The sequence below is a fragment of the bacterium genome, assembly GCA_030018315.1.
Lineage (GTDB): Bacteria > Hydrothermota > UBA3073 > JACQXS01 > JAGMCI01 > JASEGA01.
The window spans coordinates 31,003-54,691 of the sequence record JASEGA010000014.1 but is presented as its reverse complement, the minus strand read 5'-3'; the positions used below and the strand labels follow the sequence as shown (position 1 = coordinate 54,691).

Below are 23,689 nucleotides of genomic sequence, written 5' to 3'. Positions count from 1 at the left end.
ATCAAAGGTGCCAAAAATATTTATTCAACAAAGCAAAAAAACTTGACAAATTTTTTAACAAAGTATATTATTAAAATATGAAAAAAGGAGGTAAGATGGGAAAGAGTATTTTTGGAGTTATAGTAGCTATGATAGCCACTATAGGCGTTAAAGTGGATAGTGTTTTTGCTAAGACACGTGGAGCTCCAGCAGCGCCTACAAACTTTAGTATGACTGCATTGGATACTGCTACGATACGATGCTCATGGACAGACAACTCAGATAATGAGACACATTTTTTTATATTCAAGAAAGACTCAACTACAAAAGTAGACTCAGTAGGTGCAAATGTGACAGTAGATACAGTGACAAAGGCAAAGTTCTCAGAATTAACAGAAAATACTCAGTTCATCTGGGTAGCTGCTGCGTGTAGTGCTAATGTAGACACTAGCTGGTCAAACAAAGACACTTGTTACACCCTTATTGGTCCACCAACAGATGCCGAATTCACCCAAACCGCAAACGACTCTGCTAAAATAACTCTATCAGTGACAGAGCCACCTAATAGCACTGCTGACTCTACAGGCTCACAGTTTCAGTGTATTACAGATGGAGGAGGTGGGACTTCAAGTGGCTGGCTAACTGGTGTTTACACTTATACTGATAGTGGGTTAAACGAAAATACTCAATATGGTTACAAAGTGAGATTTAGAAATGGAGACGCCTTAGGTGATACAAGTTATAACCCAACTGAAGAGAAGCTATATACTCTTTGTGGCAATCCTAAGGGGATGACACTTATTTGGTCAAAGCCTGATAGTGTAAAAGTGGCTTGCAGGCGCTTTACTAATGATACACAAGGTAAGTCAGACTATTTCTTTAAGTTAAATAGGGCAGGTACACCAGTTGACAGTGCTAACTCAGATGACAGTGTGCATGTATTTCATGGTGTAGCGAGCAGTTATGCTCATGTAGCCTATGTATATTACCTAAATGGCGACTCTATTAGAACAACTGCATACGATTCTGTCGCATTTACGAGTGCTCTTGTTCCATTCTTTCCTCATGCTCCAGCATTTATCTTATTTGTAGTTTTAATTTGCTTCGTGACTATAATCTACTTAAGGAAGAGAAAGGCATTAGCATAATGTAGAAGTAACAGTAACCATTTGGCAATCTGAAATAAATTTTTCTTATGTAATAAAACTCTACTTATTGACTTACACTCCCAAGTAAATACTACTTCGTCACTTGTGGATAAACTCTGGAGCAAACAAGTCTATAGGAGTATCCTAAAAGCAAAAAATTACTTGCCAATTTCAATATTTTGACCTATATTTTAACTAATTAATTGTAGTGGGTAGAGCTATAAAGCGTAATAAACGCACATATAAAAGGTTAAAAGATATATTTTAGGAAACGAGATGCGCTGTATTATATATATTCCTAAGAATAAAAATATAGGGATAGCCTACTGACACCAATTATGCTTGCTCATCCTTTACATAATATTACACTCCGTATCAAAGAGAAAATATTAAAAGAGAAGGAGACATTTAAATTTTGTCTCCTTTTTTTTATTATTTTAGTCCCACTCTACTACTTATACTGCTTGTATGGGGATAGCCGTGCTCTAATGTTCTATGCAGCCACAACTGCAAGAGCTTTTGGGTCAGTGTTACAATTGGTTAGAATAGATGCTAAGGTAAGTGAAAATATTGTAACATATACCGGAACCTCTCTAAATATAGGGCCTGTATGTACAAATCTACTTTGTCTTGTAGTATATTTTGCAAGTGTTCTGGCATACCCAACTACTCTTAGAAATAAAGGAATAGGTCTTATATTAGGGACTACTATCCTTTATGCAGTGAATATTATTCGGCTTGGTCTATTAGCATGGGCGCAGCTGATTGGACCAAAAGCATTTGATATTGTACACCACTACCTATGGCCGGCATTCTTTATTATCTTTGGAATAGCTATGTGGATATGGTGGATAAACTACATTACAAAGAAGAAGATTAGGGAAGGTATTTTCCTATTTATAGGTAAATTCTTGTTTTATTCTTCAATTACCCTATTTGTCTGGTTTATGGCACTTAAGTATTATATAAGGTTCTTAGTCCAAATAAGTGGCAGTTTTCTCAGGCTAATAGGATTTAAGATAAGTAGTGCAGGTCTCAGACTTGACCATGCACTAAATCTTCCTAAAGAAATAATCTTTAGCTACAGGGGGGAAGAAGTAACAATGCATGGAGTACAATCAATAGCATTTAACATAGTACCTTTTATGGCATTGGTTTTAGCAGTACATGGCCTTAAAAGAATAGAAAGATTGAAGGTAGTTTTTATAGGGTTATTCATACTTTTCATATTGCACTTCATCAGAATAGTCATCCCGTTCAGCTATGCATTTTCTCGTCACTTAAGTATACCAACTCCAATCCTGAACACTATTGACCTCATTATGGCAGTAATTCCATTCGCTCTGTGGATTATTTTGTTGTATAAAAAGAGAATATTTAGAGACAAGATTGCTTCGTCGCTTTGCTCCTCGCAATGACAATAGAGGAATCCCTACATTTGAGACGAAAAATCTGTGTCAGGAGACCCAAAACTACCCCACTCAACAACGAGCTTTATTAAAAGTGTGTGTAAAATTATGTCTAACTCATTATAACTTATGAAGTTAAGCATAATTGACCTCGTTCTGAATGGAAACGGGGTTGAGACAGAGTAAGTAAATAGGCACAATTTTTACATAAGATTTAACAAAGGGCATTTACTAGTATCTGAATTTGAACTCAACCCCTGTCTTGAATTCACCCTCTTCTGTCCTCCTCCCTATCAATGCTCCATATTTCCATGGGCTATACTCTGCTTTTAGTTCATACTTTGAAGTAGAAAATATATCTTGTACCCAACTCACATAGAGGTCTCTTGAGACATATTTACCAACATTAAATCTTGCTTTTCTTTCCTTTCCAAATAATTCTGTCTCCAGTCTTAGGGCGTCTACCCCTATTTGAGACTTTAAATCGTTTAAAAAGTCAGTTTTTCGTAATAGGTAGTAAGATACCGCCTTAAGACCGACAGTTTGTGGGTATTCAGTCTTTCCTAATTTTAAGAAGTCATCCAGTGTCATATTAAGAGATAATAAACTCATTATGTCCTGGAGCGGCATTGGTGGTATGGCTGAGATATCAAATTTTGGCTCCCGTAAAGTGCCGCCTACATTAAGTTTTACTATACATGAAGTATCAACTGAAATTGTATCTTTTAATATTGTATAATTAACTGTAGTTGACGAAGCTAACTCCAGTTTTGGATTAAGTTCAGGTGAATTTATGAACTTAATTTCACCTTTTTCAATCTTAAATGGTCTTTCAAGGTAATAGTAATAACCTTCTTTAACTGCCATATCTCCTGATAGGAAGAACTCGTTTCCTTTTTTTCTAACTTTAACTTCACCACTAACTTCTGCATCAGCTTCAGCATTTCTAATCCATAATTTACCGGGAAAACTTATTGTCAAGTCATAATCTATTGGATACTGTAAATTAACTGTTTTCGGTTTTTCAAATGGCATAGTAACAACAGCCTCTTCTATTTTAACATTACCTTGCAGTATAGGATTTCTAACAGTCCCATTTATATCAAAATCTGCTGTCACATCTGCATCTACATCTTCAATAGATTTTATTGTAATATTTTGCGCCTTTACTTTAAGGTCTAATTGGTCTGGAAGTAAGATATTACCTTTTAGATTAAGGAACCCATTTGGAGTCTTGGCATTAAATGAGCTTATATTTATCTTATCTTTTTCAAACTCCAATTCTGCTCTCGGCAAGTCCAGTGTAGTCCCAATGAATCTCGCATCTATAGCTTTACCCGCCATATTTAATTTTCCGTATAAATCTGGGTGTTTGAGTGTTCCTTTAATTTTTAGCTTCCCATTTGTTTCACCTTCTTTTAATTCTGCAAAATTACGATACGGATAGAAGAGCTCTTCACCAAATTTTGATAATGTTAAATCTATATCCATAGGTTTATCTAAAAATTGAATTGGGAATGTAATTGGGATAATACCTGAAATTTTAGCTTTCTCTTCTCCTTTTATAAATTCTCCTTTTTCTATGTGAAGGGATTTGTCTTGGTATAGTGCTGATAGTATGACTCTATCAGCTTGTATAGTTTTATATGAAAAATTAGTTATCTCAGAAGCTAAATTAATTATAGGGTTTTGAGGTATTCCGGTGATATTACAGGTAAAATTGGCAGTTCCACTTAAAGTATCCGAGATACTGTTAAGATTTAAATTTTTACCCCCCATTACAAGGTCAAGTTTATCTTTTGCTACTACCCCCTTTATTTGAACTAAAGAGTCATTTATTAACAAATCACAATCTTCAATGTAGGTCTCTCTAGGACTAAATTTAAGCTCAATATTACCTAAATTTGAAACTTGCAGTTTTGGTGAATAAAATGATAAATTACGAATTACAAACTTTTCTTTTTCTCCATCCCCTTTAAGCTTGAAATCCATGGATTCACCATGAGCTACAATCTCATAATTTGCATATCTTTTGGTTGCAGTAAATGTTGCTTTACAGGTCTCAAATTTATTTTTATATAAATTTAAATTTACAATATCAAGTTCTACCTCCCCTTCAGGGTAAATCAAGTTTGTAAGTCTCAAATTACCTGATAAATAATCACTCTTTATTATGCCGGTCTCAAAATCTTTTATGTAAAATGTGCCAAATATACCAGGATTTTTGATTAACCCTTCTACTATGAAATCAAAATTTGATTTTCCTACCATTTTGGGCAAAAATATCGCCACCTCTATTCCTTTACCTGAAAGTGAAACCCTAACACTGTCCTGTCCAATATTTCCATTAGCTATAATTTTACCACCAGCTTGTATTCCTTTAAGTGAAATAATTTCAATTCCTGTTTTAGTGCGCCTAAATTGTGTTTCAATTGATTCTAATTTTGTATCTCTTATAGTGCCATATAATCTAACATTAGACCAAAATTCTTCACCTTTACCTTGAATCTTTACTTCACCATCCAAGCTGGCTGGTAACCCAGCTAAAGTAGGATACAGTTTTACTAAATCAATGTCTTCACCGTTGAGTACAGCAGTATAGGAGAATGGAGCTGTTTTAAAGTCAATGTAAATATTACCATTTACCCTTGTTTCACCTATACTCCACGTTCTTATTTTCATCTCCAATTCTTTATTTACCATAGTTAAATCAGTTTCAAGTTCTCCAATAAATCTTTCCTTATATTTTCCTTTTTTAAGGTAAACATTACCTCTCACTATGACGCCATTTTTATCCTTCATTATATGAAGCTCTGCAGTCACTTCTCCTTTTACCTCTTCAGCAATTTCTTCTACATCAAGTTTTGTAATAAAAGCCCTAATATCTATAGACTCTGCAATACTCCTTCCATATAATCTAATTTCTGAATCCTTAGTCCTTATTGAAAAGGTATCTATTGAAACAATACTATCAGAGAGAGAAACAACACTCTCAATCTTTTTTATCTGAACTACTTTATTGTGAACCTCAAAATTACCTCCACCATCTGTGATACGTATGATTTGGTTTATTTTACTTTTTTTCAATGAGCCCTCAACTGTAAAAGATTCAATAGTTTTGATATATGGAACATTTAATACTTTACCATCTTTTAAAGTAAAGCAGTCTATATTAAAAGGCAAACCAATACTACCGCCCTCTCCTGTAGCAGTGAGTTTCAAAATTGGTGCCTGTATATCAATCCTTTTTATTTTCCTTCTAATAATAGACCACGGTGTATAGGATATTGAAATATTTGGTACATCAAAAACTTCCCCATATCTAACCCCTTTTAAATTAATGCAAGTAAATATATTGCCATCTATTTTTTCAATTTCCACCTTATAATAAGATTTGCGTATAATTGTATGTCTTATACGCTCGAAGATGAAGCCTTTCTTTACAAGGATAAAGAAAACACCTATCAGTATAGGTAAGATAACAATCTTTATTACAAGTCTCATATCCCAAATCCAGCTGTAATTTTTAATATGGAGTGCAAAATCGGTGATTTTGCATGCAACAACATCGTTGTTGCACTCCAAAAATTAAAACATATATCCAATAGCTAAGTATAATCTACCTTTATCTTGTTTTGCTTCCACAATCTTATGTCCATAATCAATTCTTACAGGTCCTATTGGGGTATGATACCTCACTCCAAATCCTGCACCTATCTTTAGTCCCTGTATTCTTATATCTTCCTTCTTTGTCCACACATTACCTACATCTATAAAATATGCAAGCTCAAATTTTTTAAATGTCGGTATTCTAAGCTCCAAATTAGCCACTCCTATCCAATTTTTCCACTCAGGTGTATATAACATATCTGTATATCCTCTTACTGTATTTGCACCACCCAAAATAAATCTACGCTCAAGTGGTGTCTCACCCACTATACCACCAAATTTCAGTCTTGTTCCTATTACTGACTTCAAAAATTGACTATAAAGTGAGAAATCGTATGTAAACTTGCTAAACTTATAGGCTCCACCTAACACTCTACCTGCGTACTCATACGAAAAGGCACTTATATAACCATTCATTGGATAAAATATATTATCACGTGTATCCCATGCTACAGAAAACAGGACTGAGTTTACAATTTCGCCCCTTGCCTCTTTTGGAACACTTCCCTCTTCACGCACAATTTCATAATTGTAACTAATAAATGATTGACAAAATTTACCAATATACTTACCTAATCTGCCCTCTATTCCCATATAGCTAAGCTCATAACTTGTGTTTTTACCTACCTTGTAAAATTTATAAAAAGGCTTAAGTTGTGCTTTAACAGAAGTATTTAAGAAATAAGGTTCAAGATATGCAATGTTAACATCTAATTTTTGTAACTTGTTTAATTCAAATGGATCAAGCTCGTATTTAGATTGCGCTTCCAATCTTTGCCCATTACCCCACAAATTGTCATGTCCCCACCCTATATTTAACCATGTCCGATTAGGAGACCCATAACCTACACCAAATGCTGTCCATTTAGGCAACTTTTCTTTTACCCAAAATATAACATCAATTGTATCTCTATTAGCTTCTATTCCTTGAAGTTCAAACTTAACAGATTCAAAAAGGTCAGTTCCATAAATACGGACTTGAGATTCATATAATTTCTTGGGTGAATAAAGTGCTCCTTTTTCAAAAATAATTTCTCGCATAATTATTTCATCTCTGACCCCTTTATTACCAATTATTCTTATATTACCAAATCTAACTTCCTTATGTTCATTAATTTGAAAACAAACTGTATCTTCATATGTAGAAATAGGAATAAGTTTATGTTCTACTTCTGTGTAAGCATATCCTATATCAGCGTATAGGGAAGTTAACGCATATTTTGCGATAAAAATACGTTCCTCATCTAATGGGTCACCTGATTTCAACTTAACAATGTCACTTAACTGAGCTTCTAAAATTGTCCTATTACCTTCAAATTTAATCCCACTTATGTAACTACGCTGTCCTTCTTCAATATATACTTTACATTCTATTAACCTTTTTTCAAAGTTGATTATATTTTTTTTCCACTCAGTCACTTTTGCCTCTTTAAAGCCCCTATTTCTGTAAAAACTAACAAGCCGCTTCTCGTCTAAAGCAGATTGAAATTCGTCGTAAAGTTTCCCTTCACGAGTATGTACAATTTCTTTCAACTTCTTATCCGAAAAGCTACGATTACCATAAAACTCTATATGTTTTACTTTAAACCCTTCAATAGTGAGTAAAAAGAACAAGATAATGTGCATTATTAGTAAATTTTTTTAATTTCTACATCTTTATAATAATACCTAAGCATACTCTCATATCCAAATCCTTTGTTTGCCATCCCTAAGATACCCCATTGACACATCCCGATACCATGACCCTGACCTCTACCATTTATTACTATCTTATTACCCTTAAGATTTACATCAAGAAATGTACTCTTCAGTCCAAGAATAGTCCTTACATCTCTTCCTTTTATAGTGTAGTTTCCTTTATCAGTGATAATTTCTAAGAGTTCTACCCTCCCGGAAGAGTCCCGTTTCTTAACTCTTACACTCTTTATGACATTCTTCGCTTTGCTCAGAATGACAGAGGATGGTGTAATTAGTTCTAAAAACTTAGATTCTGGATAACTGACTTCCCATTTGTAATGAGGTGAATTTTCACAGAATGGACACGAGATACTTGTTAAGTATGGTAATCCACCATCAGCAGTCCTACCACCACAGGTAGATGAATAATTTGATTGAATAATTTCACCATTATAAGTACACACAATACCATATGTTTCATTTACAGCCCGAGTAGCAACCTCATTTTCACTATTCCTTCCCTTATACACTTGATCTTGAACAGTTGCTTCTAAATCGTATTCTTCAGTATCTTTAATAGAGTAAAGTGCATAGGTACGGCTAGCTACTGCTTGTGCTTTAAGGGCTTCTAAATTATTAGTCCATAGCTCACAAGGGACTACGCTCCTCAAGTAATCCTCAATGTTAAGTTTATTTACTACAAGAAACTTATTACCCTTTTTATATATGGTAAACTCGCCTCTGTAAGTTCTACTATTAAATTCTATTGCATCATTATTTGATGTAATCTTGACTGGCCAATCTAATCCAATTATTGGGGTCGCATCAATAAATACAGAGTCGCTATCCTGACTAACTATCATCGCCTTGAAATAGAGACCACCTGATACTTTTTTGTCAGACTTTACCTGTCTGCCGCCAGGCAAGATAAAAAGTTTACTCCCTCTAATCTCAATATTACTCTGTTCACCGAGAGCTACTCTAATTAATGGAATTCTTTGTTTTTTACTCGGTATTTTATGTCTTTCAACTGGTATTTTATACACTGGAGCACAACCAATCAATAAAATTAAAAATGCAAAATTAAAGTTGACAAACATGTATCTTTTAGATTATAATATATTAAAAGCCGAAGTGGTGTAATTGGTAGACACGTGGCGTTCAGGGCGCCATTCCCATAAGGGAGTGTGGGTTCAAATCCCACCTTCGGCAGTTCATTCTTTCTTTAGCCCTACTAGCCCAACACCAGTCCCAAAATATATATACTCGTGCCCTAAAAATATGGAGTAAACTTCTCCTTTTATAGGAGAATTCTCTTGTGTGTATCTTTCCCATAAGTTATGACTCTTGTCCCATACCGCAACACCTGAATCAGTACCTATCCAAAGTTCTGAAATACCATTAACAGAGTCGGCTACCATTGACAAAATCTGTTCACCAGGGAGATATACTGGATAAGTGAACCTTTGCCACACCCCATTTTCATAAACTAAAATGCCTTGCTTTGAGCCAAAATAGATAACATTGTCATGAAATAAAATCTTATATACACCGTGTGGCATGATTTTATCTGGGTCGTCAAATTGACTCCAGCTACTTCCACTTTTACAAAATACACCTTTTGAAGTAGCAATCCATAGAGAATCGTGTGAATCTAATTTAATGTCATTTACAGGTAGCCCCTTAAATATTTCTTTAATAACACCATTTTCAAACTTTGACAACCCATCTTCTGTACCTATCCAGATAGTTTCTTTATTCAATGTTAAGGAAGTCACTTTTGGTAGGGGCAATTCATGAATTGCTCCTACACCAAATTTTGTGAAAGCATGCCAATTACCGGAATGTTTATCAAATTGATAAAGTCCAGCTAAAGTGCCTACCCATACACTTTTATCATTACCGATAATTGAAGTCACATTTGTAGGCAATCCCGCACTTATGCATAAGTCCGGGACGGATGGAGAGTAATAAGTGTACAAATTGGTAATATGGTTGTATCTTATCACGCCTTGCTCTGTACCAATCCAAATATCCTCTCCATCTCCCCATAGACTTGTCAAGTTGCGAGCCGGAACTCCTAATAAATAGTGTTCTGGCATGTAAGTTGTAGCATCATATTTATAAAGCCCATCCCCAGCTGTACCAACCCAAACCCATCGTCCATCAGTAGCAGCGCATGTCATATCGTATCTGCTTAAAAATTTATCTAATACATAGTAAGGAGCGAGCCACGGATATTGATATGGTGATACCTCAGGGAACCACTCTAATTCTTGTGGTAAAGATTCTATATTAGTCCACGATTTTGTTAGCTTATCAAGTCTTAAATACTGATGCAATCCGCCTGAGGCGGATAAATATACATAATCTTTTGAAATTGCAATAGAACATGGTGTAGTATAGCCTTCTGGAAACTCTATAAGCCTGTAATCTTCAAAAATTGTGTTGTATCTGCCCAAAGCTTCAGGGATGACAAACCATATCTCATTAGTGAAGGGGTCCTGTGCAATTAACTTAACATTATTAGGAAACGGAGTCCTACTTTTAGGTGGCGTCCACGATGAAGTTAATTTATCAAATCTTGTTATTCCATAGTCACTTGCTACATAAACAAACCTATTGTCACAAATAATTGAATTTACAAACCTAAAATCACCAAAGTATGTCCATAAATCTGGATTGTGGATGTAGAGTACGAAAATTATGGAATATAAGAGCATAGCATTCGACAGGTGCAAAACTCACATGCCCGATAAGTAGGATTAGGCAAAAAGTCGCGTGCCCTTATCCTATGGGCTACATCATTAATAATCTGCTTTACCTTTTTTATCTTTTCAGAAACATTCTTTAATTCACCTACTACTCCGGTATCAACAAAATGTAACTCTATTCTACTTGGTAGCTTACCAAACCGCTCCAAATATGCAAGCCCATAAATTGGTAGCTGGACACTGTCACGTGCCCTTTTATTAGCCTTTGATTTAGTAAATACATCGCCTGTCTTATAATCTATAATTACATCATCATTTACCCTATCCCATTTCCCTATGACCCGTACATCATCAAGTAAAAAAGAGAATTCTTCTTCAACAAATGTGGGAATAACACCATTTTTCTCTTCTTCAATAAAAAACTTGCTTATTACTTCCTCACCTTTCTTAAATCTATCTTCCTCATGCTTTCTTGAAACAAACCCTTCACTTACCCATGAATCTTTAAATACACGGATAACTTCATGTGGAGTAGTTTGCTTACCTAATTTTTTTGAACTTAAGTAGAACTCAATCGCCTTATGAACAGCAACCCCATATACTATTGTGTGATGCTTAGGGGTAGGCACCTTTAAGTAATGAATATACCAATACTTACGAGGGCATGTAAGCCAATCATCTATGCCTGTGCTTGATAACTCAAGAATGGCAGCTCTATCTATCTTTTCTAATTTAGGTTCAGTAACTCTACCAAAATGAGCTATCTTCTCTAAATCCATTTCCTTCTCAGCTACAATTTCAGTCTTCTGTAAATCCATAGCTTCTATAACAAATTGTGAAACCCGTTTAGCACGTCTACCTCCATAATCACGAGATGAAGTCAAAATTAGCTCATCCTTTGCCCGAGTCATCCCAACATAAAAAAGACGTCTCTCTTCTTGCTCATGAACCTCAGAATCTGGTATATCTGGAATTTGTTCCTTCACTAAAACAAGAGGTAGCTCTGCAAGCTTTGGCATTTCGCGGTGCGGAAAGATATCTGAAACAAGTGAAGTTAGGAATACAACTCTGAATTCAAGTCCTTTCGCCTTATGGACTGTCATTACATTAACTGCATCAATATCAAAATCAGCCTCTGCTACAGGAGGGTTATCACCGAGGTCACGTAAACTCTCAATGTGTGCAGCTACAAAAGGAACTCTATCTGTCCGAATGAGACTACCCACATTCTCTATAATACGTAAAAAATGCGCTATATTCTTTATCGTAATCTCATTCTCTATTGAAGGATTAGAGACAAGAGATTTAAACCAACTGCTATTAGTTAGAAACTCGTAAAGCACTTTACCAGTAGATTGAGTAGTAGCTAAATGACTGAGGTGTGCAATCTCCTTAAGAAACATTTCAATTATAGACTTACTCGCTGTAGATATATCTATTTCACTATTATATGGAACTCCAGCCTCTCCCCTACTGCGTTGCTTAGATTTATCTATTAAGTCAGTTAATCCTTCATATAAAGACCTGTTATTACGACGAGCTACCCCAAAGCACTTGGAAAGTTCTATTGGATTCAAGTTATACACAGGAGAGATTAAAAGATGATAAATAGATTGGTCATCTCCTACATTACTTAATACATTAAGTAGTGAAATGAGAATCTTTATCTCCTCCCTATCATAAAGACCTTGATTACCAGAAAACCGATATGGAATACCATGTAGATTCAGTGAAGCCAAGAATGGGATTGCTGTTTGGTTTGTACGTACAAGGATAGCAAAATCACTATATTTGAAGCCATGCTTTACTTTATCTTCTATTATACCTGCTACTGAATCGGCTTCGTTTGAGATAGTATCATAATGAAAATAAGAAACTTTTGTCCCAATTGGTTTTATTCCTACAATTGATTTATCAACTTTTGATATTATTTCTAATCTATTTGGGTTATTAAAAGAAATTAAACGATGTGCAGTAGAAAGAATTGACTGTGTACTACGGTAATTCTGTGTAAGGACAATCTCATAAGCATCAGGGTAGATATCACGGAATGATAAAATGTTTGCTAGACATGCACCACGAAACTTGTAAATTGATTGGTCATCATCACCCACTACTGTGATATTACGATGAGGGGCAGCTAAAAGCTGTAGTAATTGAAACTGTGCATAATTAGTGTCCTGGAATTCGTCTACTAAGATATATTTAAAACGAGCTTGTAACTTCTTAAGGCTACTGGGACTGGTTCTTAAAAGTTTAAGAGGTAAAGTTATCAAACTTGGAATATCAAGATAACCAGCAGTGGTAAGTAGCTCCTCATATTTCTGGTAACATTTAGCAACCTCAAGTTGCTTAATGGCTTCATCCTTATCTTCAGCAGAATTTGATTTAGCTACCCTATCAGTTGCATAGTTAAAGTATTCTTCTGAAGTTACATCCTCATCTTTAGCACGTGATATCACAGCAAGTAGCGACTCCAAGTATTTTGTCGGATATGAGAGTGGCCGAAAATGCTCAAGTGGGAGCTCCCAAAGATGTTCTTTTAAAAAAACAAGTAGCTCCGGAGTTGTGAGTACTTTAAAGTTAGGCGATATTCCGAGTTCAAAAGCATACTCCCTTAAAATACGCTGTCCAAATGAATGGAATGTACTTATTTGGACGGGAATGTAGCCATACGGGACTAAGACATCGACACGCTCTTCCATCTCATCTGCCGCCTTATCGGTAAAAGTGAGTCCTAATATCTCCTCAGGTCTAGCACGCTTACTCACAATTAGCCACGCAATACGATGAGTGATTACCTTTGTCTTACCTGTGCCGGCTCCTGCTATGATAAGTAAGGGGCCCTCACCAAAGGTCACAGCTTCTAACTGCTTTGGGTTCAGACCGGATAAAATATCTCTCTCTGTAAGCTGCATTTATTTTATTATACTTTCTACCTTACTATTTGTCAATACAATTATTATAATTTGCAACAACACCGTTGTTGCACTCCATATTATTTATTGTGATTACAGGGGGCTATAAAACAAATTCACTTTATTACACCTAACCAATCGTACATCAAAAATTGTAGTCTACCAATTAAGAGGGAAACACGTGCCATCACCGTGTATCCAAATGAAGCACCAAAAGCAATCATTATAAACCACATGCCTACATTTGCTACTGCTCCCAAAGGACCTTTATGTTCTACGGAAAAATAGAAATACAGTAGTGTAGAAATCACTCCAATAATTATAATTACAGCGCTAATAGTGAGCCACAAATTTGTCGTTGAAATTACCATTGTGCCTTGAAGTTGTCTAAATATATAAGTTTGCATTACAAGTGGTAGTGCTATTCCACTACCAGTACCTAAAACAAATGCAATCGGCCACCGTGAAAGCCAAGCCCAGCGACGTGAAAATCTTGAAAACATTAATACACCCAAACACATTGGAATTATTGTTATATAAATTCCTTTTTGTAGCGGGTCCCAAATACGTGGTATCACCACTAAATGCCATACTATAGCAATTAAATAACCTAATGATACACCTATAAAAATATGCTCTGCAAATTTATAAAATGGGTTATCTTTGTATAAGAAAGAAAAGATACAAAATGTAAGAAGTGCCGCTATCCACACCCATGGATTATGACTCATTTCCGCCTACCTTTCCTAACTATGAAATATGCTACATTACCAAATATAATGAATACAATCATCATTATATGAACTATGGACTGTGCATCCATCCCAATTGTAGCTATACGGCGTGCATTTGATAGATTATTACGCGCTAAAAGCTCCTCGTATTCAGCTGCCCCTTTCAAACCGCCAAGCATCCCTGTAAGCTGACCAGTCTGAAGATATGGGTAGAAACTTGATGCCATTACAGCAGTGACACCACCACCTACCTTTTGGTGATACCTGGTATTTGCATAGACAATCCATGGGGTACCGGCTCCTGTAAGGAATACAACAAATGGAATATCATTGTAGTTCTTAACTGTTTGCATCATTGGAAGTGAATCAATATCTACACCATAGTAATCACGTGGAAATATCTTATGGATGTCCTCACCTATTCCCAAGACTACCATACTTGCACCAGGTTGATAACCTAAAAAAGTGTAATCAACACCTGATTTTTTATCTGTAAACTCTTTCCTTACATCTTCAATTGCCATAGCAGCTAAACCTGCACCCTGAACATATAACGACATAAGTATAACCCTTATATTCTTAGCAAAACAATGACGAAGTATAGCTAAGCCCATAGGATAAAGCTCAGGCTGAGTAGATGGGTCAAAGTCAAAAGAAATAAGGAGTGGGTCACCATCTGGTGAAATACAGTCAACTTCATTGTATAAGTCAAGAGCTGGCTTAGTTACACCTATTGGTAGGCCTAAATAAATAAGGAGAGGAATTATCACACATAAAGCTACTATAATGAATATATACTTACGTTCCAATAACATTAACTTATTTAAAATACCCAATTTAGCCTCCACCTAACCAGTGGCACTGTCAAATCTCGTGCCATGATTTTTAAAAAGTCTCATTACCTGTGGATAGGCTTTCCTGTAACAATTAAAATTTAGCGCATCAGAATGAGTTTCTGTATCTTTGTATAATTACCTGATACAAACTTTGCAAAATAGATGCCAGCCGGAAAGCCTTTGGCATCCCACTTCACTCTATAATAGCCAGGCTCAGTCTCTCCATTAACCAGTGTCTCCACTAACCTACCAGCCGCATTGTAAATCTTTTAAGAAAAAAATCAGACTTGACACCATTATTTTTAGACACTATTATTTTCTTTTACTGGAATTAACTTTTCATTTTGACCCCCTTTTATGGCTCGTGGTAGTGAAGAATAATAAATGGAGAATATCCTACTGCATAGCCGTGGGATGCGGTAACAAAGTCAACATCCGTCAAACAAGTCCATATTGTCCCAACATCAACTTCTTGCATATTCCAATATGCTCCACTATTAACTGTATGTAAAATTGTGAGACGATGATAATCACTTCCACCAGTCATTTTACTGCCAACTATCCAGCCGTTATACCGATTGGTAAAGACTATACTTTCAAGAGATTCTTCTGTTCCACTCACCTGAGATTGCCAATTCTGACCACCATTATTGGTATGAAGAATTACACCAACTGAAAGGCAAGGGTCAGAAGCTCCTCCAATTACCCAACCGTTATTTTTGTCAACAAAGCAAACATTAATTAAACTAAGTTCGGTACCACTTTCTTGAGCCTTCCAATTTAGTCCTCCATCTTCAGTATATAAGATGGTTCCTTCACGTCCTACAACCCAACCAGTAACAGTGTCCACAAAATCAACATCGTTAAGGCAGGTACTTGCTTCACTTGACTGATATAGCCAACTTGAGCCTCCATCAGTCGTATAAAGAATCGTCCCAAGACTTCCTACTGCCCAACCATTATTTTCGTCAATAAAATCGACCCCATTCAAAAAACCCGTGGTACCAATTAGTTGTATCTCCCATGTGCCGTATTCTCCATTAGAACTGATTACCTTTTTTTCGGCAACTTGCACTCAAAATTATGCCTGTTAATAGTAATCCAATAACAAATCTCAAGATAATGGTGTCAGTTCTCCCTAAGTTCTTATATTTTATAGACTTATGTTGAGACTTTTTATACATAATCTTATTTTATATATTACATCCAATTTCATGAGAAGTCAACTATTTTTATTCCATCTCTCTGGTCATCCTAAGTGTGAGGGACATTAAGTGTGAGGGACAGAGCCCATATTTATGGTTCTGCCTCTCTCCTTGACTCCTATATTTTTTCTATCAACCACAATATTTTATTTCTTCATTTTAATTTTAGCTCTAAATTCTCAAGAAGTCAAATATGGGTGGCAATTGGTGGGCAATTGGTGTCAGGTCTCATTTTTGTTTTCTTGGACGACCACGGGGTCTCCTCTTCAATGGGAGACCTAGTTTATCTCTAAATTTTTCAACAAAATCTGTTGTGCCAAGAACATCGCCTCGTGATAGTGAGCCACGAATCTTTGATAGAACCTCGTCACGGAGACCTTCATTCACAAATTCACAATACCTTTCGTGTCTGGTGTCTGAATCTTTACCAAATGTTTTATAAAGTGGGTCTTCATCTGTTAAACCATCTGTTTCCCCTAAGCTATAAAATCGGTAGCTACTATACTTGTAGTCGCCAGGGTCTTTGACTAATCCCACTCTTACTGGATTAAGTTCAACATATCTGGCACATTCCAGTAGATAACTATCCTTCTCAATAATTGGACTCTTAAACCTTCCTTGCCAAACATGTCCAACACTTTTATACTTATGATTAAAATACCTCGTATGAGCTAAAGTAATTCCTTGCATAATTTTTGACACTGAGCCCTTATTAGTTGTTTCTAAAAGCAGATGGAAATGATTATTCATAAGAACCCAGTGATAAAGCTCAAAGCAATATTCCTTTTTATATCTTCTTAAAAGCTCCACATATTTTTCAAAATCCTCATCATCTAAAAAGACAGCTTGACGCCCATTCCCTCGGTTAACCACATGATAAGGCAATCCCTCAACCGCAATACGTAAAGGTCTCCCCATTGTTCGTATATTTTATCACAAAAAATTCTGCTGTCAAGAAAAAATCAGACTTGACACCATTATTTAGCCACCCAACCATCCGCGTTCTATCCCGAGCATTATCTTAAGTGAAGTAGCCATCATCCCTAACCCTACACCTAATAAAATGCCACGCTGTGCTGCCATATTAGGATAAACAAGAATCCACTCAACAATATCTGGTAGTCTTGGAAATACAATAGCCCCTATTGGAACACGACCAAACATAACAATAAGGGCAGTTATAAGTAAAAGAGTAGCTGGTATTGTTCTTGCCTTAAATGCACGAAATGAAGCTGATGCCATAAAGAAAGCAAGTAATGAAAACATAGTTGCCTGTAGAGGTACCATTATGTGTCTATAAATTTGCATAAATAATGAATCCTCACCTACTCCCCAAAATAGTCCTATAATTGCAACTATAGCCATTGAAGTGAGAGTTACAATAGAATAGCCCCACCCAGGGCGGTGGTGCTGTATCTTATCATAATGAACTGAAAAAAGAGACTGGATCCCAAGTACAAGAGAAAATGCACCAATTATTATAACCCAACGAATAACTTCTTCATATAACTTTTGTGATGCAGGATGCGGGATAAAGAACTGAATCATCATCCCAATTCCGCCAATGAGACATATTGTTAATGGAACACGTCTACGCATCCTATGGGATATTAAATAAATTTATAATAAAATTACTGCCCAGTAAAGAGAATATGAGACCTACTATAATAAATCCTAAAATTAAAACTTTGGTCCAATCCTGTCCTTTAATACTACCCACCAATAACGGCTCCCTTGATAAATAAGCCGAAGCTGCGTATAACTCTTCACCCATAATCGTATAATCACAGGCAGTGACAAAAAATGGCAGCTGGTCAACTGCATCTGTTCCAGCTATTTGAACTGCACCTGTCATACTCCCTGTCTCAGCTAAAATTAAAGATTCAGCAAAGAACATGCCCATGAAAAGATTAGTTGCTGGCTTATCGCGCATCATTATACCACCTACACCAGCTGCGTAAGCAAACTGGGCATCTGTTAAAAAGAATATACTTTCTTTCTTATAGGCATCGGGTCTACCTTTTGAAAGGTAAGCTTCCTTAACCATCTCCTGCGCCACTGTCATCACTATAGGGTCATAGTTAGGTACAATTAAAGGAGTATCATACTCTGCAGCCTTACGTGCTACTTGTCCAAGTATATTCATTGAAGCAATTGTAGCTACATCAGTCATCCCTGTAAGTCCTGGCACATAAAGCACAGGTTTACCCATCTCAGTAGCACGCCCAACAGCTTCATCAAGAATTTCAAGTCCTGTAATTTTACGAATAAAAAGAGCCTTACCTTTCTTAGCTGAAAAAATGAAATATAAAAGGAGACCACAAAATATTATTACCGCAACTAAAACATTTATCTTACCAGTATGAAACCATCGCATAGTCTCTTTTTGTGCATAAAGACTAAGAGGAATAAAAACAAATAAGAACGCCCAATATCTCCTCATCCCTTTATATTATTAAAACTTTCATCTTCCCAATGCAAGTCGGACTGCCAGCCACTTCGGAAGCCCTGCAGCGATTATTTTTTGTTGTGCACTCTTTATATCGTAAGGAACCTTTATGATTTCGATCTCATTTTTGTCTTTATCATAAATAGCAAATGAGGCACGTGGGTCGTCATCTCTTGGTTGACCGACACCACCAGGATTTATTATATACCGATAAGAAGGGACAAGTTTAAATCTATAATCTTGAATTGTCCTATATTGAGAATCTTCTTTAACAAAAGTAATTGGGACATGAGAATGACCTACAAAACATATGTTTTCTTCAAAAGTGCTAAATTCGTAAACTGCATCCTCTTCTGAAAGTATGTAGTTCCAAGCTTTAGGGTTTGATGGAGCTGAATGAACTATAAGGTCACCTTCATTTTTAAGTGTAATAGGTAAACTTTTAAGCCACTCCCTATTTTTTTGGGTTAGAACTTTACTTGTCCAAATACAAGCAGATTTAGCTCCCTCATTAAAATAAGATAAGTCAGTAAGCCCAATTGAGCCAGCATCATGATTGCCAAGAATGACGAAGTCTGTGAGTTCATCAATTACTTCGCAGCACTCATTTGGATTTGCACCATAGCCAACTATATCACCTAAGCAGATTATATGCCTTATTTGCCTACGTTTTAGCTCCTTTGAAACTACTAATAGAGCTTCAAGATTTGAGTGAATATCGCTTATTATTCCGTATAACATTTTTCATAACTCTATCAAGTATACCATTGACAAATTTACCTGACTCAGCAGTAGAATATTTTTTTGCAAGTTCTATTGCTTCATTTATAGATGCTTTTGGTGGTATATCTGTAAAATATAAAAGCTCACATATTGCGGCTCTTAATATATTTTTTTCTATAATGGCAATTCTATCAAGTCTCCAGTTTTTGGCGACACTGCTGATAATTTGGTCAAGTTCACATATTCTACTTGTCGTCTCAAGTACTATATCATGGGCAAATTTTTTTATTGAAGAAGGTACATGCGTACGAGAAAAAATATCAGTTAAAATATCTTCAGGAGCTTCGTGTGCGATTTCGTGTCTGTAAAGAGCTTCAAGGGCGAGTTCTCTTGCCTTTCTTCGATTTTTCATGTATTTTTTGAATAAGTCCTAATTGCTCAATTACTGAAAGTGCAGCATAGAAGCCTTTGTTACCACGTTTACCACCCGCCCTATCAATTGCTTGCTCATTGGTATCTGCCGTTATTATACCGAAACCTACTGGAATACCAGATTCAATAGATATATTTGCTATACCTCTCGAAACATCACGTGCAAGGAAGTCAAAGTGAGGGGTCTCACCCCTTATTATTGCAGCTAAGCAGATAATGGCATCAAATCTATTATTACGAACAAGAATACTTAAAGTCTGCGGAATCTCAAATGCACCTGGAACTTTAAAAACTTCTATTGCATCTGGGTCGGTATTATGACGAGTCAAACAGTCAATTGCACCTTCAAGTAATCTATCGGTTACAAAGCTATTAAATCTTGATACTATAATACCAAAATTTTTACCTTCACCAGAAAGATGGCCTTCGTAAATTTTCATTTGTCCTCCAGTTTTAAAATATGACCAAGTTTTTTTCGCTTTACCTCTAAGTATTTGCGATTAAGATCAGTTGCTGGAATCTCAATAGGAATGCGTTCGGTTATCTTTAACCCATAGCCATCAAGTCCAACTATTTTCTTTGGATTATTAGTTAAAATCCGGATACTTGATAGGCCGAGGTCAACAAGAATTTGAGCTCCTATTCCGTAATCTCTTAAATCGGGTGGGAAGCCGAGTGCTGCATTTGCATCTACTGTATCTAATCCTTTATCTTGAAGTTCATAAGCCATTATCTTATGAGCTAATCCAATCCCCCTACCTTCTTGCCGCATATAAAGAAATACACCACAATCTTCTTTTTGAATTAACTTCAGCGATTTCCGTAACTGCTCACCACAGTCACACCTTAAGGAACTGAATATATCACCTGTTAAACATTGAGAATGAACACGGACAAGAACATTTGACTTACCTGTAACTTCACCTTTAACTAACGCAATATGGTGCTCATTTGTTAATATACTTTCGTATAGATGTAGAGTAAAGTCACCATATGAAGTTGGAAAAGAAGAAGTAGCTATCCTTCTTACAAGTTTCTCACGTTTACGTCGATAATCGATTAAAGACGCCACTGTTACAATGTGCAAGTTAAACTTTTTTGCAATTTCAATTAACTTTGGTAAGCGTGCCATATCGCCATTAGTGTCTAAAATTTCACATAACACACCAGCTGGATAAAGACCGGAGAGACGAGCTAAATCTACAGCCGCCTCTGTATGGCCTGCTCTCCTTAAAACACCCTCAGGTTGAGCCTTTAAAGGAAATACATGACCTGGGCGAGCAAAATCGGACGCAGAGGCTTTAGGGTCTACAAATTTCTTTATCGTGGTAGCTCTATCTAAAGCTGAAGTCCCTGTTGTGGTCCCTTCCTTAGCATCTATTGACACAGTAAATAAGGTGCCATGTAGTGCAGTGTTATCATCTACCATCAAATCTAAACCAAGTTCATGTAACCTATTTGGAATACTTGGTAAGCATATTATACCTCGGCCATGGGTAGCCATAAAGTTTATTATATCAGGAGTAACTTTCTCTGCTGCACAAATGAAATCACCCTCATTTTCACGGTTCTCGTCATCTACACAGATTACTACACGACCGTTCTTTATATCCTCAATTACTTCTTCTACTGAACTAAATTCTGCCATCTTAAATATTTGGCTATTATATCTACTTCTAAGTTAACTTTATCACCCACCTTCAAGTTACCGAGAGTTGTATTCTTCAATGTGTAAGGGACAAGTGCTACAGAGAAACTATTGTCTTTAATCTCTCTTACTGTTAAACTTACACCATCTATAGCTATACTACCTTTATTGACAATGTAATGAAAGAGTTCCTTAGGTGGAGATATAGATAAGAGTGTAGTAGAAAAGATTGTTTTACCAAATACCTTACGACCCACTACAGTACAGACACCATCTACATGACCTTGAACTATGTGACCACCTAATCTATCAGTAATACATAACGCACGCTCTAAATTTACTTTACTTCCACTGGTAAGTCCTAATAAATTGGTTTCCAATAGTGTCTCTGGGCTCACATAGACTTCAAAATCCTTACCAGTTATTTTACAGACTGTGAGACAGACACCATTAACTGCAATACTATCACCTACTGCTAAATTAATGGAGTAAGAACGTATTCTGAATGTTTTACCTCTACCAGCACCCATTATACTGACAACATTGCCTACATCTTCTATTAATCCAGTAAACACAATTTAATTATTATATAATTAACTAAATAAAAGTCAAGAAAAACTTGCTTTGTTAAATAATTCGCTTTACAAAACTTGCAACACCTTGATTGACACCGATTTATGAGATTCTTCCCCTTCGTTACGCTCAGGGTCAGAATGACAAGGTCAAAATTGTCTAAAACCAAGTCAGAGGTTGAAAATCAAATGCGCCAAAAATATTTATTCAACAAGTCAAGAAAAACAAATCTATTTTAAAAAATATTTTTAGCAAGAAGAACGGATACTAAATACTGAACCTTTAAACGTAGTAATCTTTGAATTATTGGACAGTCTGCCATTGCGAGCACCACTCTCCTGTCAATTTTCGTGATTTCATCCCTTGGTGTTTTTGCGATAATGTAGTTCTTGTTCTCCATTTTAGAAATGCTTAACCTCCTACAATTAAAGTTATCACTGTATCTCCAAATGTATAATGAGTTCCTAAATCCACTTTTTCATGCTTTGAGTGCTCTAAAATTAATAGCCTTTTAGAGATAAGCCATAAATCTATCACTTTTTTAGCAAAGCCCATGTCGTAAGGCGGGTCAGCAAAGATAATATCAGGAGTTTTAAGCTTGACTTTGAGAGCATCGCCATTTATTACTTTTGACTTCTCCATATAGCCTAAAGATTTCAAGTTCTCATTAAGTACAGAAACAACTTTTCTTGACTTCTCAACAAAGATTACTTCACTTGCCCCTCTTGATATAGCTTCAATCCCTACTGACCCACTACCTGCGAATAAGTCAACAAATTTTACATCTTTTATCCTATCACCAAGTATATTAAAAATGGCAGTCCTCACTTTGTCTTGTGTAGGTCGTATCCCTCTTGGCACTTTTATTCGCCTCCCCCCCACTTCACCGCCAGTTATTCTCATACTAATATTATGAGCTATTACAATAGGTATAGTCAAGTAAAAAGAGCTTTGTTGAATAATTCGCTTTACAAAATATGATGCGGGTTGATTTTCCAATAGAAATAATTTGCAAACTCTCTTTAACACGTGAGCAAGCCAAGCTCATGTTTGGCTACGATATGAAGGCAGGTGCTAAAGGCGTAGTCTTGCAGAGACGTGGTGATAGTGTATACATAAGGAGTTTAATGCCCCAGCGTCATATAAATACTAAGTTATGGCAAATGACTAAGCTGAAGTTTAAAGTATTATCAAAACTATGTGGCTGATGAAGTAGGAATTGGGGTCCTTGACACCAAAACCTTATGTTACTTAAGATGTGATGGTAAAGTTACAATAAAAGATGCTAAACTAAACGCCTTAATAAAATACGACCACTCCACTATTACCTACTTATTTATCCTCAATAAGCGGTATTAACTCATACGCAGTATCCTGTGGAAAAGTTATCTACTCACCAAGTACATCAGCTGAAATAGAGAAGCTGTAATAAATTCTGTGCAAAAACTATGTTTTTGCATGTCCACAGGATTCTGCGAACAGCGGCAGAATTGTTGCGCTCCATATTTAGAGAAAAACCAAAAAATGTGGGAACTCCAATTCTTCCTGTAGCTTGACATAGGTGATAAGAATGCG

The 23,689-nt window shown here is 36.0% G+C and carries 23 protein-coding genes and 1 tRNA gene; 5 read left to right on the top strand and 19 right to left on the bottom strand.

What is annotated here, in order from left to right:
- Positions 1–77 precede the first annotated feature (77 nt).
- Together QMD71_05955 and QMD71_05950 are read left to right on the top strand one after the other, a co-directional pair.
- Positions 78–1,127: a fibronectin type III domain-containing protein gene (locus QMD71_05955; GenBank protein ID MDI6840372.1), complete on the top strand. Its 1,050-nt coding sequence runs from the start codon at positions 78–80 to the stop codon at positions 1,125–1,127.
- Positions 1,128–1,615: 488 nt separating this feature from the next.
- Positions 1,616–2,545: an exosortase/archaeosortase family protein gene (locus QMD71_05950; protein MDI6840371.1), complete on the top strand. Its 930-nt coding sequence runs from the start codon at positions 1,616–1,618 to the stop codon at positions 2,543–2,545.
- 222 nt (positions 2,546–2,767) lie between these two features.
- Here QMD71_05950 and QMD71_05945 read toward each other — a convergent pair whose 3' ends face one another.
- The 3 genes from QMD71_05945 to QMD71_05935 are packed head-to-tail and all read right to left on the bottom strand — an operon-like array spanning position 2,768 to position 8,946.
- Positions 2,768–6,121 carry a translocation/assembly module TamB domain-containing protein gene (locus QMD71_05945; protein MDI6840370.1) on the bottom strand — a complete coding sequence of 1,118 codons (3,354 nt, stop codon included), beginning with the start codon at positions 6,119–6,121 and terminating at the stop codon, positions 2,768–2,770.
- Positions 6,122–6,124: 3 nt separating this feature from the next.
- Positions 6,125–7,831 (bottom strand): BamA/TamA family outer membrane protein, encoded by a 1,707-nt coding sequence (locus QMD71_05940; GenBank protein MDI6840369.1) that lies wholly within the window; start codon positions 7,829–7,831, stop codon positions 6,125–6,127.
- A gap of 2 nt (positions 7,832–7,833) precedes the next feature.
- Positions 7,834–8,946, bottom strand: coding sequence for a SpoIID/LytB domain-containing protein (locus QMD71_05935; protein MDI6840368.1), 1,113 nt, complete (start codon positions 8,944–8,946; stop codon positions 7,834–7,836).
- A gap of 64 nt (positions 8,947–9,010) precedes the next feature.
- Between QMD71_05935 and QMD71_05930 the strand changes: the two genes are divergently transcribed.
- Positions 9,011–9,094: transfer RNA gene (locus QMD71_05930), tRNA-Leu, on the top strand.
- Between the two features lie 2 nt (positions 9,095–9,096).
- Here the strand turns inward: QMD71_05930 and QMD71_05925 are convergent.
- From QMD71_05925 to rsmD, 16 genes are all read right to left on the bottom strand, one after another.
- Positions 9,097–10,605: a hypothetical protein gene (locus QMD71_05925; GenBank protein ID MDI6840367.1), complete on the bottom strand. Its 1,509-nt coding sequence runs from the start codon at positions 10,603–10,605 to the stop codon at positions 9,097–9,099.
- The gene (locus QMD71_05920; GenBank protein ID MDI6840366.1) at positions 10,587–13,514 is read right to left on the bottom strand and encodes an ATP-dependent DNA helicase; all 2,928 of its coding nucleotides are present in this window, start codon (positions 13,512–13,514) and stop codon (positions 10,587–10,589) included. The genes QMD71_05925 and QMD71_05920 overlap by 19 nt, the downstream gene beginning before the upstream one ends.
- Positions 13,515–13,630: 116 nt before the next feature.
- Positions 13,631–14,245 (bottom strand): hypothetical protein, encoded by a 615-nt coding sequence (locus tag QMD71_05915; GenBank protein MDI6840365.1) that lies wholly within the window; start codon positions 14,243–14,245, stop codon positions 13,631–13,633.
- Positions 14,242–15,084 (bottom strand): hypothetical protein, encoded by an 843-nt coding sequence (locus QMD71_05910; protein MDI6840364.1) that lies wholly within the window; start codon positions 15,082–15,084, stop codon positions 14,242–14,244. Before QMD71_05910 ends, QMD71_05915 begins: the two co-directional genes overlap by 4 nt.
- Before the next feature lie 98 nt (positions 15,085–15,182).
- Entirely contained in the window at positions 15,183–15,350 is a 168-nt protein-coding gene (locus tag QMD71_05905) for a T9SS type A sorting domain-containing protein (protein ID MDI6840363.1), read from the bottom strand.
- A gap of 89 nt (positions 15,351–15,439) precedes the next feature.
- A complete protein-coding gene (locus QMD71_05900) occupies positions 15,440–16,159 on the bottom strand; it encodes a YCF48-related protein (GenBank protein MDI6840362.1) in 720 nt (239 codons plus the stop codon).
- Between the two features lie 358 nt (positions 16,160–16,517).
- Entirely contained in the window at positions 16,518–17,207 is a 690-nt protein-coding gene (locus tag QMD71_05895) for a transposase (GenBank protein MDI6840361.1), read from the bottom strand.
- A gap of 63 nt (positions 17,208–17,270) precedes the next feature.
- A complete protein-coding gene (locus tag QMD71_05890; GenBank protein ID MDI6840360.1) occupies positions 17,271–17,888 on the bottom strand; it encodes a hypothetical protein in 618 nt (205 codons plus the stop codon).
- A gap of 1 nt (position 17,889) precedes the next feature.
- Positions 17,890–18,732: a hypothetical protein gene (locus QMD71_05885; protein MDI6840359.1), complete on the bottom strand. Its 843-nt coding sequence runs from the start codon at positions 18,730–18,732 to the stop codon at positions 17,890–17,892.
- Positions 18,733–18,753: 21 nt separating this feature from the next.
- Positions 18,754–19,479, bottom strand: a complete 726-nt coding sequence (locus QMD71_05880) for a metallophosphoesterase family protein (GenBank protein MDI6840358.1) — start codon at positions 19,477–19,479, stop codon at positions 18,754–18,756.
- Positions 19,439–19,873 (bottom strand): transcription antitermination factor NusB, encoded by a 435-nt coding sequence (nusB, locus tag QMD71_05875; GenBank protein ID MDI6840357.1) that lies wholly within the window; start codon positions 19,871–19,873, stop codon positions 19,439–19,441. The genes QMD71_05880 and nusB overlap by 41 nt, the downstream gene beginning before the upstream one ends.
- Positions 19,836–20,333: a 6,7-dimethyl-8-ribityllumazine synthase gene (gene ribH / locus QMD71_05870; protein ID MDI6840356.1), complete on the bottom strand. Its 498-nt coding sequence runs from the start codon at positions 20,331–20,333 to the stop codon at positions 19,836–19,838. Before ribH ends, nusB begins: the two co-directional genes overlap by 38 nt.
- Positions 20,330–21,541 (bottom strand): bifunctional 3,4-dihydroxy-2-butanone-4-phosphate synthase/GTP cyclohydrolase II, encoded by a 1,212-nt coding sequence (locus QMD71_05865; protein ID MDI6840355.1) that lies wholly within the window; start codon positions 21,539–21,541, stop codon positions 20,330–20,332. Before QMD71_05865 ends, ribH begins: the two co-directional genes overlap by 4 nt.
- A complete protein-coding gene (locus QMD71_05860; protein MDI6840354.1) occupies positions 21,520–22,116 on the bottom strand; it encodes a riboflavin synthase in 597 nt (198 codons plus the stop codon). Before QMD71_05860 ends, QMD71_05865 begins: the two co-directional genes overlap by 22 nt.
- A 233-nt stretch (positions 22,117–22,349) precedes the next feature.
- Positions 22,350–22,514 carry a hypothetical protein gene (locus QMD71_05855; protein ID MDI6840353.1) on the bottom strand — a complete coding sequence of 55 codons (165 nt, stop codon included), beginning with the start codon at positions 22,512–22,514 and terminating at the stop codon, positions 22,350–22,352.
- An 11-nt stretch (positions 22,515–22,525) separates the two neighbouring features.
- Positions 22,526–23,017 carry a 16S rRNA (guanine(966)-N(2))-methyltransferase RsmD gene (rsmD, locus tag QMD71_05850; GenBank protein ID MDI6840352.1) on the bottom strand — a complete coding sequence of 164 codons (492 nt, stop codon included), beginning with the start codon at positions 23,015–23,017 and terminating at the stop codon, positions 22,526–22,528.
- A gap of 74 nt (positions 23,018–23,091) precedes the next feature.
- Between rsmD and QMD71_05845 the strand changes: the two genes are divergently transcribed.
- Together QMD71_05845 and QMD71_05840 are read left to right on the top strand one after the other, a co-directional pair.
- A complete protein-coding gene (locus QMD71_05845; protein MDI6840351.1) occupies positions 23,092–23,322 on the top strand; it encodes a hypothetical protein in 231 nt (76 codons plus the stop codon).
- Positions 23,315–23,473, top strand: coding sequence for a hypothetical protein (locus QMD71_05840; protein MDI6840350.1), 159 nt, complete (start codon positions 23,315–23,317; stop codon positions 23,471–23,473). Before QMD71_05845 ends, QMD71_05840 begins: the two co-directional genes overlap by 8 nt.
- Positions 23,474–23,689: the final 216 nt, after the last annotated feature.